This is a genomic window from Chryseobacterium sp. GM_Chr_2, assembly GCF_026540445.1.
Lineage (GTDB): Bacteria > Bacteroidota > Bacteroidia > Flavobacteriales > Weeksellaceae > Chryseobacterium.
This window is the reverse complement of record NZ_JALNUD010000007.1, coordinates 108,841-125,174: the sequence shown is the minus strand read 5'-3', so window position 1 is coordinate 125,174 and position 16,334 is coordinate 108,841. Positions and strand designations below refer to the sequence as shown.

At 35.1% G+C, this 16,334-nt stretch carries 14 protein-coding genes; 3 read left to right on the top strand and 11 right to left on the bottom strand.

What is annotated here, in order from left to right; all coding sequences use genetic code 11:
- Position 1: 1 nt before the first annotated feature.
- The 11 genes from OXQ85_RS12495 to tssO form a co-directional block, all read right to left on the bottom strand.
- Complete coding sequence (locus OXQ85_RS12495; RefSeq protein ID WP_267405005.1) at positions 2–1,939, bottom strand: phage baseplate assembly protein V; 1,938 nt, start codon at positions 1,937–1,939, stop codon at positions 2–4.
- A gap of 190 nt (positions 1,940–2,129) precedes the next feature.
- Complete coding sequence (gene tssD, locus OXQ85_RS12490) at positions 2,130–2,534, bottom strand: type VI secretion system tube protein TssD (protein WP_267405004.1); 405 nt, start codon at positions 2,532–2,534, stop codon at positions 2,130–2,132.
- Positions 2,535–2,723: 189 nt separating this feature from the next.
- Positions 2,724–3,677 (bottom strand): hypothetical protein, encoded by a 954-nt coding sequence (locus OXQ85_RS12485; RefSeq protein ID WP_267405003.1) that lies wholly within the window; start codon positions 3,675–3,677, stop codon positions 2,724–2,726.
- Between the two features lie 173 nt (positions 3,678–3,850).
- On the bottom strand, positions 3,851–4,357 hold the full coding sequence (locus OXQ85_RS12480; protein ID WP_267405002.1) for a hypothetical protein: 507 nt from the start codon (positions 4,355–4,357) through the stop codon (positions 3,851–3,853).
- A gap of 160 nt (positions 4,358–4,517) precedes the next feature.
- Positions 4,518–5,606 carry an SH3 domain-containing protein gene (locus OXQ85_RS12475; protein WP_267405001.1) on the bottom strand — a complete coding sequence of 363 codons (1,089 nt, stop codon included), beginning with the start codon at positions 5,604–5,606 and terminating at the stop codon, positions 4,518–4,520.
- A 7-nt stretch (positions 5,607–5,613) separates the two neighbouring features.
- A complete protein-coding gene (locus OXQ85_RS12470) occupies positions 5,614–8,004 on the bottom strand; it encodes a glucosaminidase domain-containing protein (RefSeq protein ID WP_267405000.1) in 2,391 nt (796 codons plus the stop codon).
- 20 nt (positions 8,005–8,024) lie between these two features.
- A complete protein-coding gene (locus OXQ85_RS12465; protein ID WP_267404999.1) occupies positions 8,025–8,528 on the bottom strand; it encodes a DUF4280 domain-containing protein in 504 nt (167 codons plus the stop codon).
- A gap of 96 nt (positions 8,529–8,624) precedes the next feature.
- Complete coding sequence (gene tssR, locus OXQ85_RS12460) at positions 8,625–11,024, bottom strand: type VI secretion system protein TssR domain-containing protein (protein ID WP_267404998.1); 2,400 nt, start codon at positions 11,022–11,024, stop codon at positions 8,625–8,627.
- 51 nt (positions 11,025–11,075) lie between these two features.
- Positions 11,076–11,987 carry a PKD domain-containing protein gene (locus tag OXQ85_RS12455; protein ID WP_267404997.1) on the bottom strand — a complete coding sequence of 304 codons (912 nt, stop codon included), beginning with the start codon at positions 11,985–11,987 and terminating at the stop codon, positions 11,076–11,078.
- A 47-nt stretch (positions 11,988–12,034) separates the two neighbouring features.
- Positions 12,035–12,559, bottom strand: coding sequence for a type VI secretion system transmembrane protein TssO (locus OXQ85_RS12450; protein ID WP_267404996.1), 525 nt, complete (start codon positions 12,557–12,559; stop codon positions 12,035–12,037).
- Between the two features lie 11 nt (positions 12,560–12,570).
- Positions 12,571–13,107 (bottom strand): type VI secretion system TssO, encoded by a 537-nt coding sequence (gene tssO / locus OXQ85_RS12445; RefSeq protein ID WP_267404995.1) that lies wholly within the window; start codon positions 13,105–13,107, stop codon positions 12,571–12,573.
- A gap of 182 nt (positions 13,108–13,289) precedes the next feature.
- Between tssO and OXQ85_RS20720 the strand changes: the two genes are divergently transcribed.
- The 3 genes from OXQ85_RS20720 (at position 13,290) to OXQ85_RS12430 (ending at position 16,334) form a co-directional block, all read left to right on the top strand.
- The gene (locus OXQ85_RS20720; protein ID WP_267404994.1) at positions 13,290–13,961 is read left to right on the top strand and encodes a response regulator transcription factor; all 672 of its coding nucleotides are present in this window, start codon (positions 13,290–13,292) and stop codon (positions 13,959–13,961) included.
- A gap of 152 nt (positions 13,962–14,113) precedes the next feature.
- Complete coding sequence (locus tag OXQ85_RS12435) at positions 14,114–14,404, top strand: HU family DNA-binding protein (RefSeq protein WP_002984212.1); 291 nt, start codon at positions 14,114–14,116, stop codon at positions 14,402–14,404.
- A gap of 370 nt (positions 14,405–14,774) precedes the next feature.
- The gene (locus tag OXQ85_RS12430) at positions 14,775–16,334 is read left to right on the top strand and encodes a ribonuclease E/G (RefSeq protein WP_267404993.1); all 1,560 of its coding nucleotides are present in this window, start codon (positions 14,775–14,777) and stop codon (positions 16,332–16,334) included.

Here is a 16,334-nt window from a genome sequence, read left to right as displayed (position 1 = left end):
ATTAATAGTTTTTACTTCTTTGTCCACTGTTATTTTGTACTTCATTTTGTGCATGCTTCGTAATGGATGCATTTGAAGTAGTCTCTATTCCTTGATCAGAATTTACGACTGTTTTTCCCTTTTTCACTTCACTCTCTACATCTCCTTCAATGATTTCTGTAAGTTTTCCAGTGATATAGGTACTCGCATTGCCTATAACAGAAGTTATTTTCATCGCTCCTACACTTTCTGTGTTATTCCTACCAATTGTATTCGATTTGTTGACACCTACTGTAGTAGCCATATTTTCACTAACATCAATATTAAAATTTTTACATTTTATATTAATCGTTTCCGGCGCTGTAATGTTGATATTGCTCCCCGTCGTATCCAGATGAATTTCATTGCCTGATTTATCTGTAATGATGATACTTTCATCTTCCGTAAAAATAACACGGTGACCACTTCTGGTCTGAATAGATTTAACGCGGTTATCCGTGCCGCCACCTAAACCAACGCCGCCATGAAACATTCCGCCCATCACGAAAGGTCTGTCGGGATGACTGTGCACGAAATTCACCATCACATGATCCCCAACTTCAGGAATCGCCACATAGCCTCTGTTTTGAGTAATTTGATCGGTTCCTCCCGCATCTGGACTCATCATTCGGATGAAATGTGTCGTATCATTGGTTTGCCAGTCGAATCTCACCTGAACTCTTCCCTGTCCTTCCGGATCAGTATTTGAAATGACTGTTGCGATTTGAGGTTCGGCTTTTGGTAAGGAAAATTCAGGTTTCGGTAAAAATCCGGTATCTGAAGCGATTCCTTCAAAACTTCCTGAATAATGTCCGATTGTATCTATTTCATGAGTCGTTTCCGTAATCATGATCTTGGTAAAATAAGAAGACTCGTTGCTGTCTAATTTTCTCATTTGAACATCTGCAACGCAACCCGGATGAAGAAACGGAACCGTTGTATTTCCCGAAATTGAAAAAACATTCACCGCTTCACTTCCTGATGCACTTTTTTGAGAATATTCAACATCCAAATGCGTAGAAGCCTTTATCGGAGCCACCTGAAGCGCTGGAGTTTTATAAATTTTATCGTTAAGTGAATACGCTGTTTTAGCCAAGTCTCCAACATGCTGAACCGGCGTTTCAGAAGAACTTAATCTTTCATTTCTACTGCTATTGTAACCGTAAAATTGTGGTTTGGTATGAACTGCCTTTAATTCAACTTTAATATCATTCGCACTGCTTCCGTAAATTAATTTTATCGGTTTGTTCTGTGTAGGAAGCTTCCCGAAATGAAGTACTTCCCCATCATAATAAAACTGTTCGCCATAGGCTTCCGCCATTCTGGCTAAGTAGTTGTAATGTGTTTCGTTATATTGACTGCTATAAATAATTTGAGAATAATCATTCGTATCAATTCTTACATCAAATCGGCTTTTATCAAGACCTTGCTTAATGACATCATCTGCAATAATTCCCATATTTACGGGTTGTCCGCCGCCAAAACTCTGAATATGAGGAGCCCCATCCAACAAAATAGTCGGGCTGTAACCTGACAAAACAATATTTCCAAGGCTCATTTTTTCCTGACTGAAACCCACTCCCGTGATTACCCCAACAAACGTTCTTTCGGGGCTGCTTTCAATATCTTTATAGGAAATAACGGCTGTTAATCTTTTCCCGAGAAACTTATTGGCTTCATCAAGCGTATGACTCTGGCGATCGCCTAGAGCATCGTGAGCCAGCGTAAGAGAAAATTCGTGATGTCGTTTTGCGCTTTGTGTAAGCTTAAAATGCTTGTAATACCTGATGACCTGGCCTTCGATAACCAAAGATAACTTTACCAGACGATTGATCCCGGTGTGATGATTATCTGATACTCCGTCTGCATTTTGAGTGGGACGAAAATTCGTTCCGCGCATATTTTCAGGTGTCGTTGACATAATTGTGTGATTGTGGTAAGGTTAAAGGTAAAAAAAATTATCCAAACAATTGTTTTTAGTGAAAACATTACATATCGAAATAATATGCAATGAATACCTTATGCAAGATTATTAAAACCAAAACTAGCTAGGCAAAAAAGACCGTCTTTTGGGGACAGTCTTTCTCTTATAAATGTTGATAAAAGTAATCTTAAGATGACGGCCATAAACCTTCATAAGCAGAATTACCATAGTTAATTTTTTCTGCGCTGATAACGAAGCTGATCAACATACTGTTTTCGTCAACAGCGTCGAAGTCTACCTCATGCTGAATTACATATCCGTTTTCCCAGTTTAGAGTAATTAAAGTACCTTCTTCATGAGACTTGTTGAATGTAATTTCACCTTGCGTAGGCTTGTATTTTCCATTTAGTAAACTTTCCAGGATGTCTGATTTTTCAGTAGCTTCCACTGTAAGTTTAATGATTGCATTAGATGGGTCTGATGCTACTCTACCAGATACGTCTGTAGATCTTGAAACGCTGTAATTCAGCTTTAATAATTTTTGACCCTCGCCCCCGTTGAATTTTAAAATTCCTCTAGAATTTGCTGCCATGATTTGTAAATTTTAATCGTTAATAATATTTTGTGATTCAGTGATTGTGATACAAATATAAAACGGTTAAAATTTTTCTGAAAACATTTTAAAACAATTTTTAAATTTTGTCGTAATTCTACGATTTGATGTAGTAATTCTACGACTTTGGATTTAAAAATTTAATATAAACTTAATCCTAACAGTATTTTAAGACAATTCATCAAAAGAAAAAAAAGTAGAATATTTTACCCCGTAAAGAGATATATCATAATATAAATCTACTTTTTTTACAATTCCCGTTTTGGTGTAAAGTGTATATTTCCCGTTAAAATCTGCTTCTGAAATCGAAAAAACATTCTGCAAAAGAACAATTTCTGAAGTATAATTTAAATCTTCTACTTTTTGCTGAACCGTTATTACTTTATCTTCGATTTTTTGATCATAAAAAGACTTTCCATTGGTAAATGAACTTCTAACTGGCGCAAAATAATTCTTAATAAAAGGATCATCTTGCATTCTTTCATTAAATAATTCCTGATTTAAAACCGCAATTTCAAACTCTTTGATATACATTTCAGCATATTGATCCGGAAAAAGATCGAGCAAACGTTCTTTTATTTTATTAAAATTTTTAATCGTTTCCTCTTTTAAGCTTACATTCATTAACTTTCCTTTCAGGTCGGTTTTAATAATTAAAGGATTTAATGACCGAATGCTTTCCATAGCCAAATCTGCCATTTTGCTGGACTGTCCATCGGTAAAATTATTTTTATAAAGGTAAAATGTATGCTGATTGCCAATGGTTTCAACCCACTTTACTGAAGCTGTGTAAGTAAGTGTATTGTCTTTTGTTTCACCGTCTTTTTCCTTTTCTTCGGTAATTCTCACAAAATAAATTTTGCTGAAATTTTTAGGCTCAAAATTTAAAACAGGATTGAGTTCCGGACTTTTGAATGGCGCATCATTCAACAGATTAAAATTTCTGATTTCCTCTATATTGGGTACAAAAAGTCGCTTTCCGGGAATGAGATTTTCATGAATATAATCATGAGCAGAACATCTTTGATTGTGATATTCTTTAAGATGCTTCGGATTTTCGAGATGTATTTTTTCAGATATACTTTCCAACGTTTCGCCGGAAAGAATAAAATGAATAATCATAGTTTTGTTTTTTGGCGTAAACCAAATTAGTTTAAAAATTTTATTTATCAAAATCTATGATTTGCATAATATCTTACAGAATGACAAATCACAATGATGGTTCACATTTAAATTCATAAAAAAAGCATCCAAAAATTTGAATGCTTTTAAAATTTTAAAACGATATCGTGTTGTTATTTGATGAAATTAAGGTATTTGTCGGCACACTGCCCAAAATGATCAAACTCGTTCATTGAATTTCCATAATTTTGGATGACCAAGGTATCTCCCTTCAAAAGACCTCCCATTGCGCCAAGGGAAATATCAAATTCATTCTTGTTTGCAGATTTAGCAATATTTGCTCTTCCCGAGGCGATTACTTTTTTGCTGTCGTAGATTTTGTATCCTACTTTTTTCCCGTCTTTATTGGTTAATTCTATTGAAAATCTTCCGTTTTCACATGTTTTTGCATTGTATTTTCCTTCTAATGCCTGAATTTCTTTGGCATTAAGAGAATCAATTACAGAAGTTTTTACTTCTTTTATTGAGTCGGTTTTAGGAGGAACAACCTTTTTAGAAGAATTGGTTTTAGGAACATGATTTTCAGTATTAGTAGCTGCCGCCACAGTCTCCGTTTGTTTGCAGGAGTAAAGGCATAAAGAAGCTAAAACACTTAAGCTAATAAAGTTTTTTCGAATCATAAGATTTAACATTTGTTAACATCTCATTAGCAATTTTAATACCAAATCTTAAATTTTTCTAAACATTTGTAAACTTAAAAGAACTTAAAAATTCAGTTGAAATAAAAAAAGCTGCACAATCTCGTACAGCTTCTGATATTTTGATTAAATTAATTTTACGTTAAATTGATTTTATTCTTGTTTTATGAACATATCCTTCTTTGCCAGTTTTCGTTTTAACCAAAAACCAATCTCCATAATTGTCTACCACATCAACATTTTGTCCGGAATTTATTTTATCTAAAATCTGCGAAGTTGTGGTTTTATCCTTCCTTAAGTTGGTAAATCCATCCGGATCCTGAATGTGATTTTTTGAATATGAAGTTGTAATAAATGCTAAAATCTGATCAATTTTTGAAAATGCAGGATCGTAATATTCTTCAGTATCAAGCTTGCCATGCAATCCATCTTTATACACTTTCTTTTCTTTAGCCTGTTCAATTTCTTTTTGAGAGAAAATATAGTTTTTGCTTAAAATTTTAACAGCAGAAAGATCTTCCTGAGCAATGGCTAAATTCATCAATTTATCTGTAATAGGACGTTTGAAAGGATATTTATTCATGAAATACTCCAGCCACGAACTATTGACAAATCGCTCATTATTGCTGAACGTTTCGTTATTAATAAGCAATGACAAATCATCAAAATCAAAATCTGAAGGCTCTGGGTTTGAAGCTTCAAATGCAGACAACTTCGATTTGAAAGCATTTATTTCAGGAGTATTTTTAGAAAGGTCTGCGGGCGTAAAATCTATATTACTTCCTTCATCAAAAAGATCAGCAAAAGAAGCTGTTTTTGTATCTGTTGTATTATCGTTGGTCATTTTTGGCTTTTTTTTATTTAAATTTCTCCATTGCTCCAGCGAAATAATATTTCCTGAAACAACATCATCTACTAAAACATCACTGCAATTGTTTTTATCTACATAAAAAATCGTGTAAGTTTCCCACCTCATTGGCCCGTCAAATCCTGTTTTCACTCTGTAAAACGGCTTATTTTTCACTATTAAAGAATCTACCATGAAAGACAAATGTTGCTTACCTTTTGAAAGAGAATCTACATATTTACTTTGTTTTTTTACTTCCGGTAAAGCATTTACAGTATTCATTGCTTCATCGCTATTGCAGTTTTTAGGCTTCGTTTTTTGTCCGTCGCAACTGTAAAATAGCAGACATAGTAAAAAAAGAACTAATTTATTTTTAAAATACATATTAGATTTATTTAAGTTTATTCAAAAGCTCAATGTCTTTTTTAATTTTAGTTTTCTCATCTTCTTTCTTTTCACGGCACAATTTATATTCCAAAATTGCTTTATAATCTTTCACTACTCCATTAAAAATTCCTTTAATTAAAGTTTTGTAATTAGGATCTGTAGCATACGCACCCAATCTTCCGTTATCCTGCATGCCATTCAGGAAGTCATCTACCGTTTTTGTATCATCTAAAATCGCATTATAGGCATCATTATAATTTTTATCCAATAACGAAAGATAGCCTTCAAACCCTTTTTCAACAGTAGAGAAATTGGCAAAACCGTCTGTTAAATTTACTTTTTTACCATTTTCGTACTCATGCGTTTTTAAAGGAGAAGATCCTAAATCTCCGCTCCCCTTAATATTCATCGGATTATTATTTGGTACAGCCAATTTGAAGCCATTTTCCTGTCTTCTTTGAGCCACCATATAAAGTCCCTTAAATTTATTAGATTTTCCTTTACTTTCAACCAAATCTATCGCTGCCGTTCCGAATTCTTTATAAAACTCTTCCCTTCCGTCTTTTTTAAGATTTAATTTACAAGCACTTAATTCCGGAAGCGGATCTACCAATACAAAAACTTTTATTTCTTCTTCATACGTTGAAGCCGCCACTGCTACCTTTCCATCACTGGAATAGCCTCTTCTTCCATACACTCCTTTTAGTTCCGGAACAATACCTTCAAGATAATTATTTAAAGCATGATAAATAAACTTGTAGTTGGCGGCATCCTGATTAGGATATTCTTTGGCGCAGCTAGAATGTGTTTCGCCATCAGAATTTCTGATACCTACACAGCCGATAAGCCCCGAAGACCTCCAAGGATCTATAGAAATTGAACTTCTACTTCCCAAAGTCATTGCACCGCTGGAAACTTCTTTTTTTACATCGGTTACAGGTTTCAGATTGGTTGTATTATCGGTAACGATTCTATATCTGAAACTTTCTTTTTTAGCATGATTCCAAGCTTGCATATATCGAATTCTATACAATGAATCAACCGTATTTGGTGGCAATGGCCCACTTTTCCCGTAATCTTTATTATTGGTTTGAGCATGTCTGGCCACTGTTAAAACTTCAGATTCAGCATTTTCATGAGTTTTAAATTCCAAATCCTGCTTTAGCTTTTTTACAGCTTCTCCAATCGTACTTCCTCGATAAATATACATTTTATAAAGCGGAAAGGCACTTCTGGTGTTAGAAACTTTTTTGCTATACAATTTATTATTTTCTTTGTATTCTTCCATGCCGTTGTAACCTCCGTAGTCTGGATATGATTCCAACTTACCTGCTTTATCCAGTTTAATTTCCGTAGCAATTTCGCTTGAAATATAAATAACAGCTTCTTTTCCTAAGCCCACCACTTTTTTAAAGGTTTCCTTTTTTACATTTCCAACCTGGCTAACGGTTTTACCTTCAGGTTTTTGCACAGTAGGCTTTTGTTGAGGCTTTACCACGCCTGGAGATTCCCACCAGTCCCAAAGTTCGCCCAATTTATTTTTAACAGACTCCGTTGCTCTGTCGATGATACCTTTTTCTTCTTTTTTAGATTCAGGCTTTTGGGCAGCCGGAGAGCCCGCAGCTTTAGGAGTTTTAGCAGCTGGCGGAGGTGAAGCCGGAGCTTTGGATTTTGGAGGTGGAGCAGGTTTAGGTGTTGCTACAGGTGGTTTGTAATCTGGATTTTTAACATCAAAATTATTTGTTGCATGTTTTTTATTCTTGTAATATTCTACGGTAACATAAAACTCGAGTTCTTTTGCATCCACCTCACCTTTCGCAGCTTTTTGCATTAAAGCTTTCGTTAAAACAAATTCTGCGGTTGCCACGCCATTTCGCTCCACGGTAACTTGCTTGCTATCAACAAATAAATTATTAGAATTGTGCCCATCTCCTGCTGCATCATCTTCCCAAAGGGTAAACAACAATTTTTCGCCTGAAAGATTGACGCATTGTGCTTTGGCAACCAATTTTTCGGTATAGCTAAAAGTATTTCCTTTAGAGTCATCCACATAATGCAAATCCACTTTATTGATCTTTGGAATCGCAGTCTGCTGAGGATTGATGTCAATGGTTGTTGGTCCACTTCCTTCAGGTTGATGAAGATAAGCTTCTAAACGGTATGTATTTTTGTGCGCAACTTCACCAAAAGTAAAACTGCTGTCGCCTACTTTTTTAATATTGGTTGAGGTAAACTTACCGTCTGAACGTTTTTTGAATAATTCCCAGGTTACCCTTGCAGGATTTTTCTGATCCTGTGGCGTTGCAGGATACCAGGAATCTATTTTGTATACAATTTTCTCTCCTACTTTGGGAGAGGCATTTCCTGAAATTTTTGAAACTCCTTGTTTAGACATATCAGAAAGTGTTTTTAAGGTTAATAAGCATCTATTTCACTTTCTTCAACAGCTTCTTTGAAGTCATCCATTTTCACAAGCGGATTAATGTTCTGCACCGTTTTACTGTCTGCATTTTTCACATTCTTCTTGCTCATTTCTCCACGTTGTCCGTGGTCTTTTATCGTGATTTTTCCGCCGGTAGTACATTGCAGTTCAGAAACTTCGGTAACTATTTTTTTGCCCATTACCTTTACATTTTCATACGTTTTCTGCCATTTCCCAGCAGGAGCATACGCACAAGGCAAATAACCTCCCGGAGTAGGTTTAAGCAAACATTTTCCGAAACTGGGACCTTGAGGATTAAACTGTAAATCGTCTTCTGTAACGGCAAGGTAATCTGCGCTACCTCCAGAATCATTCCAGTAGTGATGCTCGTGAACAGTCACTTTATATTGAGGGAACTGATCACCCTTGTCGCATTGCGCCTTACCTTTTTGAACGACAAAGTGTTTGCCTTCATGAGGTGATGATTGATCTGACATAATATTTATATGATTTGGGTAGTGTAAAGATAAAAATTTTACATCAAAAAAGAAAAAAGCAGAAATAATTTTCTGCTTTTTATTATTCTTAACATATTAATGCTTAGTATATTCTGGCTCTTCCACAGGCATCATGGTTGGCATAAAGTATTCATTCAGCCAATAAAATTCCTGTCCGTTCTGCTTGATCTTCACTGCAGGATCATTTCTGTGCGTTAACATTCTTTCTGCCAGGTTTTTATAGCTTGCGAAATATGTTTTTACCGTTTCATTGGTAATGATGTCAGATTTTTTCCAGCCTTTTAAGTTGTATTTAGCCATTAATTCTTCTTCAGAATTATCAAAACCAGTACTTACTCCAACGGTATAAGCCATCGGCTGTTGGTATAATTCACCTTTATCCATAAATTTCAGGGTAGGATTATACTTTTTCAAAAGTTTAATATATTCTCTGATTGCTCTCGACTGGCTGAAATCTGTTCTTCCTGCACCTGTATTTTCATAAACTTCTGTATAGAAAGCTTTCAAATTATCATATTCAGTTTCAGAAATTAAAATACCTTTTTCTAAGCCCGGCTTGTAATCCTTCAGATCTTTTGGAATATAACCTTTCACCAAAAACGGACTTCCGTAATTGATCAACTGAGCAGCAATCCCCGCCGGAACCGGATTCGTAAGCCCCGGATAAAGATATTTGTACTTGATATCAACATCTGTTTTCCCAGCTCCAACTGAAGAGTGGAAATAATCATTCAACGATTTATCAATGGTTGAATTGTCTAAAGTTACCTGAGCAATTAGGCTGTCCACAGATTTTTTCAGGAATCCCGGAGTGCCAATATCTCCTTTTTTAGGAAAAATCACAAACCCCTGAGACATACTTTGTTTTGGATAATCTAATGAGAAGAAGCCGGCTTCACCCTCTTTTAAGCTAAAATTATTTTTAGTTAAAACATCATTTTGATTAATTATTTTCTGTTTTTTCAGTTCAGCAATATTTTTAGCGGTATTGGTTACAACATTTTCAGCCATCAACACATAATCATTGTAAGTATCTGATGATCTAGCACTTGTCTGAAACATAATTAATCTTGCCTGAGCCTGAGTAAGCGAATTGATAACGCCATACATATTTCCGCTTTGGTTAGCAGAAGTTCCTACTCCGATCACGATATTCGTTTCATCAGGAAAATTAGAAAGAAGATTTCCTGCCGCCATCAAGCCTTCGTTTACCGGTTGATAGCCGTTATTACTTGGGCAGTTCATTTCGTTTGTTTTCTGATCGATAAATGTTGTGATTTTGCTATAATCTGTGCTTAAAGGAGAAACAGCGACATTATCTCCACAAGAATTATTTTTATACAACACCACTCCATATTTTACCTGATTAAAGTAAGACGGTTTTTCAAATCTAAGCTGTAAATCCTGCAATAAAGACTTTACGATAGGCGCATACGGAGCATTTGGAGCACTGATATCCAATGCAAAAACAATATTTGCCCGTTTGTTTTTCTCTGTAATTTCGCGATAGCGATCAAAATAGATCGGCTCACCTAAAACATTGAAAACATAATTTTTACTATAATCTAAAATATTTGTAAAATATTTCGTTTTAGAATCTGGTGTTTCTTTTTCGTTTAAAGCTAAAGTAATTGGGAAAATATTATCCAAAGGCGTTCTTTTGTTAACATCGGTCAACAAAACGGCAGTTTTATTTTCGCTATCCGGCATTCCGGGAGCACCTTCATGAATTCCCAATGAAGATTCTTTCACGCCTGTCGTATTTTTCATTTTTACCGCAGAACGCTCTCCCCAAGCAGAAATTACGTTGGAACTTACCCATCCGTATAAGCTTGAATTAATACTATCGATATCTACGCTAGGTTTTTTCCCAACTAAAAATCGTTTGTTGTTTTCTGCCTGTTTGTACACATAAACCATTTGTCCGTTCGGGATTTTCACATTCGCCTGCTCGATAAGACTTGGAGAATTGAAAACCATAATGGAATCGTTTTTATAATATCTTTCGGCACTTCGAATTACATCACTATTACTCGGAACAACTGCGACTCTCACAGGAAAGCCTGTCTTTTCGCTTTTCAAAGAATTGTTCCACAAAAGGAGATCAGATTCTGGAATCCATCCGTACGTTTTAATCTGTTTAGACGAAACCTTTTTCATTAAAGCATCCGGAATATATTCGGCTACTTTCACCATTCCGTCACGATGTTTTAAAACCATTAAAGGCTCTAAAAATTTCACTTCTTTATATGATTTTTCATCACTTTTATCTAAATAAGCCGTATTTCGTGATCGGTCTGAAATAGCAATCCACGGTGTAGCCTTTTTCGGATAACCGTTAATTACTGAAGAATTATCTATTTGACCATACTGCGAAGGCTCGGGAGTTCTTTTCGAAGGTAATTTTACCTGACAGCTCGTTAACAACACTGAAACTCCTATGTAATATGCTGCTAGAGGAAATTTATTTTTCATCCTAATTTTCTTTTATGATTGGCTTGCCCGAAAAAAATCCGGGCCTAGTTTTTATTTGCTTTGGTTGATGTCTACTTTGGTTACACAATTTTGCGCATCATCGAAGTTTACCTTCACGGTTTGGATCACGTTGTTTTTATCAAACTGAAGCCCGGCGCAGTACATGTAGAAATTATTCTGCTTGCTGTCGTTTACTTTCACAACCGTATTTTCGTTGTTACACAGGTATTTTTGAAGCAAATAATTGTAATGGGTATTGAAGCTGTTGCCGTTGGCAATTTGCTGTAAATGATATTTAAAATCGTTATCAATTTTAGCATAAGAATCTTCCACCGTTACTTCTTCATCGTCTAAAGGATTGTAAGCCTGAAGAATTTTGATATGATGCAAAATAGGTTCAGCGTTTTCGTCTGTATACAAAGTCACGGTGTAATCTCCCGGTTTTTTGTAAGAATAAATCGCCAGTTTTTCTTTAGAATCGATATTTCCTGTTTCCCCGAATTTCCATGTAAACTGTTTAGCATCAGAAATCGCACGGAATTGTACGTTTTCAAACTGCATCGCCTGAGTTTGCGCATCAATGCTTGTGGTAGATTTTATGCTGTCTTTAGGCTTAGGAATCCCTCTTGCGGATACCAAAACGGGAAAAGATTTAGAATATTTATTATCGATAATCAACGTTACCTGATAATATCCCGGTTTATTGTAAAAGTGAAACCCTTTGCTCTTATCGGAAGTCGCGCCATCTCCAAAATCCCATTTCTTGAATTTCGCAAATTTAGTCTTATCTTCAAAGGAAAGCGTATCTCCTACCGCCACTGAAGATGGGTACACAACGCCTACAATGTCATCCGCAGAATGGATAACCTTTTTCTGCAGCCACAAAGCCACCAATGCGGCTATAAGCAGGGTTGCGATAACACCAATGATAATGTTCTTTTTGTTCTTTTGAAAATAATTCATAGTTAATAATTGTGATGTATTGTGTGATGTTTCTAAGGTGTTGGTCTTTATTCGTTTCTTGATTTTAAAGCATTATCGCGCTGAAGAAGCTGATCTTTTTTCTCTTTAAAGCCAATAGAACAGTCCTGAAACTGCTTTTCGAATATTTTAATGTTTTCAGATTTTTTTGAGATCAGTTTTTTATCATCAAAGTACATTTTGTAAAACTGCGCAATCTGCGGATATCCCTGTTTACGAAGATCTGTAACGCCTGCATTTTCGAAAGAATTGGCAATATCATTAATTCCGTATCGAATATTGTTTTCTTCAAAAGGCTGCGGCGCCTCATCCGTCAGTTTACTGATTTGCGTAAAAGTACTGTCTAATAATGGCTGAACGATCTTCTGCTGCTGATCGAACTTCGATTTCTGATCCAACGTCTGAATAGAGATCATATCTGAAGATGAAAAAGGTGATTCAAAACCTTTCAGAAAAATAATTCCTAAAAATATCAACGCTGCCAAAAGCATCAGTACCAGATATAAAAACTGATAGTGTCTTTCTTTTTTTGATAGTGTAATTTGTCCTTGCATAGCTTGTGTTTTTATCTTCTTTTTCTACTTCCGGTAAACTTTCTGGTAGGGTCTACGCGCAGCTCGCTGTTTACACGCACCACTTTCCCCATACATTCATTAAGATCTCTCAGGGCAGTCTGCTCTTTATTCGAAATATTAATGATCTGTGTTTTTAAAGCCAACATAGGTTCAAGATGTTTCAGCAAAACAGAATAATGCTTAAAATTTTTCGCACTATCTGCTCCCATGATGTTTTTGGCATCACGTACGTTATCCATGATATAATTTCTCAGAAAGATATCATTCTCTACTTTATTGATGTCTAGCAGAGTCATTCTGTAGTGTATACTATCGATTTGAATTTTGAGGAGCTCGTTGCGGCTCAGTAGGTTTTTGTACTCGTCTACCTCCTTCTGAATACCTTTTCGTTGCAGATCATAGCTTTTAAAAAAGAAAAATACAGCCATGAAGGATACGGCCGACAATGCTATAAATGACAGAACGAATTTCCAAATGCCCGCTCTGACGTCTGACTTGTTTAATTTTTTCTCCCTGTTCGAAGACATAATAATTGTGATTTGTTTGGGATGGTGAATTTATAAAAAAAATAATTTATGCACAAAATTTATCTTTTTTAGTAAAATAATGAAGCTTTGTTAATTAATTTAAGATTAATTTTCACATTCATCAGATTTTCATAACTTAGACCACCAAAAATTTTATATATCTACACCAAATCGATATTAAAGTGAGCAAACTTTTAAGCAATACTGTACGGTTTTCAATAGCAGACAGCGATTTTTATTTCAAAAAAATAATGATCAAAACGCTGCAGGAAAATCCTTTCTATATGCTTCTGAATGACTGTAATAACGGCCACGAGCTGGTAAGCAGAATCTACAGAAGGCAGGAAGATGTGTTTATTGTAGAACTATTCATGCCTGTTCTAAGTGGCATTGAAGCCATAAAATACATCCGAAAAAACAATAGCGAAACTCCAATTATTACTTATTCCGGAACATATCAGGAAGATATGGCGGAAATTCTTTCAAAAATCCCAAATATTTATTACTGTCAGAAAAAAAGTAATGTCATTAAAGATATTATTAAGGGTAAAATAGCTTCCGACACCTTCGATTTTGAAAAATATTCTAAAGAATGGGAACAACAACCACTTGCTGTAACAGAGTATATGGAACGTCAGAAAAAAAGCCAGGAAGAGCTTTCTTCCACCGAGATTCAGCTAATGAAATTCTGCTACGAAGGCTTCAGCAATAAAGAGATCGGAGAAAAGCTAAACCTCAGTACAAGGACGATTGACACGTATATCAACAGACTTACAGAGAAGCTGGGGCTGAAGACAAAACTACACCTCATCCGCTTCTGCGTGGAACATGGATATTACAATTCCAGCATGTAAATCGGATGCGTAAAGGTGAGTTAATATAATATTAATAGAAACTAAACATTCAAATCTCAACTTTTCAGGTAAAAATAATTTGTCACTAATTTGCTAGTATTCAATTTTTTTAACTAAATTTGCACACCTAAAATTTAAAATTAAAAAAGGAAATGACAAAGGCAGAATTGGTAAACACCATCTCAAATAAGTTGGGAACAGAAAAGAATGAAACACAGAAAGTTGTAGAAGCTTTTATGCAGGAGATCAGAACTTCTATGTATAATGGGGATAACGTTTATCTAAGAGGTTTCGGTTCTTTTATCATTAAAACGAGAGCTGCTAAAACAGGAAGAAATATTTCTAAAAACACTGCAATTGAGATTCCTGCTCATAACATTCCTGCTTTCAAACCTTCAAAATCTTTTGTAGAGAAAGTAAAAACAAAAGTTGCAGTAAAATAAGACATTAACTGAATATTAACTAGTTACTAAAAAATTAAAATTATGCCAAGCGGAAAGAAAAGAAAAAGACACAAGGTTGCAACTCACAAGAGAAAGAAAAGAGCAAGAGCAAACAGACATAAGAAGAAAAAATAATCTCTTTTTCTCGAGATTTACAATATAATAATATAGTTGGTGATTTTAATATTTTAAAACCTCACCGACTATATTTTGTTTTGCAACTATTAAGATTATAAAGAAAAAGCGGGATGATTTTTTATGCTTGTAATACTATTTTTGAATCTGAGATTATTCTTATATTTAAAAACAGTTTATTATAACTAAAAAGGCTTAATTCCTATGATCTTACAAAATTATTTACCTTAATAAAATGAAGAAAGAACTAATAGTTTCGCATGAGGATGATCTTACAAAGATTGCATTGCTGGAAGACGGAAGACTATGTGAACTTCATGAGCAAGAGGACAAAAGTGATTTTATAGTTGGGGATTTATTTGTAGGAAAAGTAAAAAAACTGGCACCGAACCTGAATGCCGCCTTTGTAAACATCGGCTACGAAAAAGATGCTTTTTTGCATTATCAGGATCTTGGGCCACAATATCTTACCTATAGAAAGTTTTTGCGAGACACGATCTCTAAAAAACAAAGCACTTCAAGCTTAAAAAATTTCGAGATACAACCCGAAATTGACAAAAACGGAACTGTAGACAAAGTAATCGCGAAAGACGACGTTGTTTTGCTACAGATCACCAAAGAACCTATTTCCACAAAAGGACCAAGAATTTCTACGCAAATCTCTTTAACGGGGCGTTTCTTAGTTCTTATACCTTTCGACAACAAAGTTTCGATTTCCAAAAAAGTGAAAAGCTTTGAGGAAAAAGAAAGACTGAGAACCCTTATTGAAAGCATAAAACCAGAAGGTTTTGGTGTGATCATAAGAACAGTGGCGGAAGGAAAAAAAGTAGCAGACCTTCATAATGACATGAATCAACTGATTCAGAAATGGGAAAGTACTTTTAAAAACATTCAGAAAAACAAGGTTCCGTCAAGAGTTTTAAGCGAAGACGATAAAGCTTCAGCTATTTTAAGGGATAATTTCAACCAGGATTTCGTAAGCATTACTTGTGACGACGAACAAATGGTTGATGAAATGAAGAATTATCTGGAGGTAATTGCTCCGGAAAGAAAAAACATCGTTCATTTCTATAATTCCCACATTCCTCTTCTCGAATATTATAACGTAGAAAAACAGCTTAAACAAAGCTTTGGAAAACACGTAAATATTCCAAGTTCAAAAGGTGCTTATCTTGTGATAGAACACACAGAGGCACTACACGTAGTAGACGTGAACTCCGGGAACAACATTACTACCGGAACTGCTGTCAATAAAGAACACGCTTTGAAAGTGAACAAAATGGCAGCTACAGAAATTGCAAGACAACTTCGCCTCAGAGATATGGGCGGTATTATCGTAATCGATTTTATTGATATGCCAAATCCTGAACATAGAAGAGATTTGTTCGAGCATCTAAAGGAAGAAATGAAGCGTGATAAAGCACGTCATAAGATTCTTCCGCCAAGTAAATTTGGTTTGATACAGATTACCAGACAGAGAAACCGTCCGGAAAAACAAATTGAAACCAAAGAAGAAAACCCTAATAAGGACGGAGAAATTGTAGCTCCGATCGTTATTGTTGAAAGAATGGGTGAAACCCTTAGAACCATTATGCAAAAAGAAAAAGGGAAATTGTACCTTCACGTACATCCTTTTGTGGAAGCTTACCTTACCAAAGGCATCAAAAGTATCCAGATGAAATGGTTTATTAAGTATAAAAAATGGGTAACCGTGATCCCAAGAGATTCTTTCAAGTATTTAGAATACAGAATTTACAATTCTAACAAAGAAGAATTGATTGGATATTCTAATTAA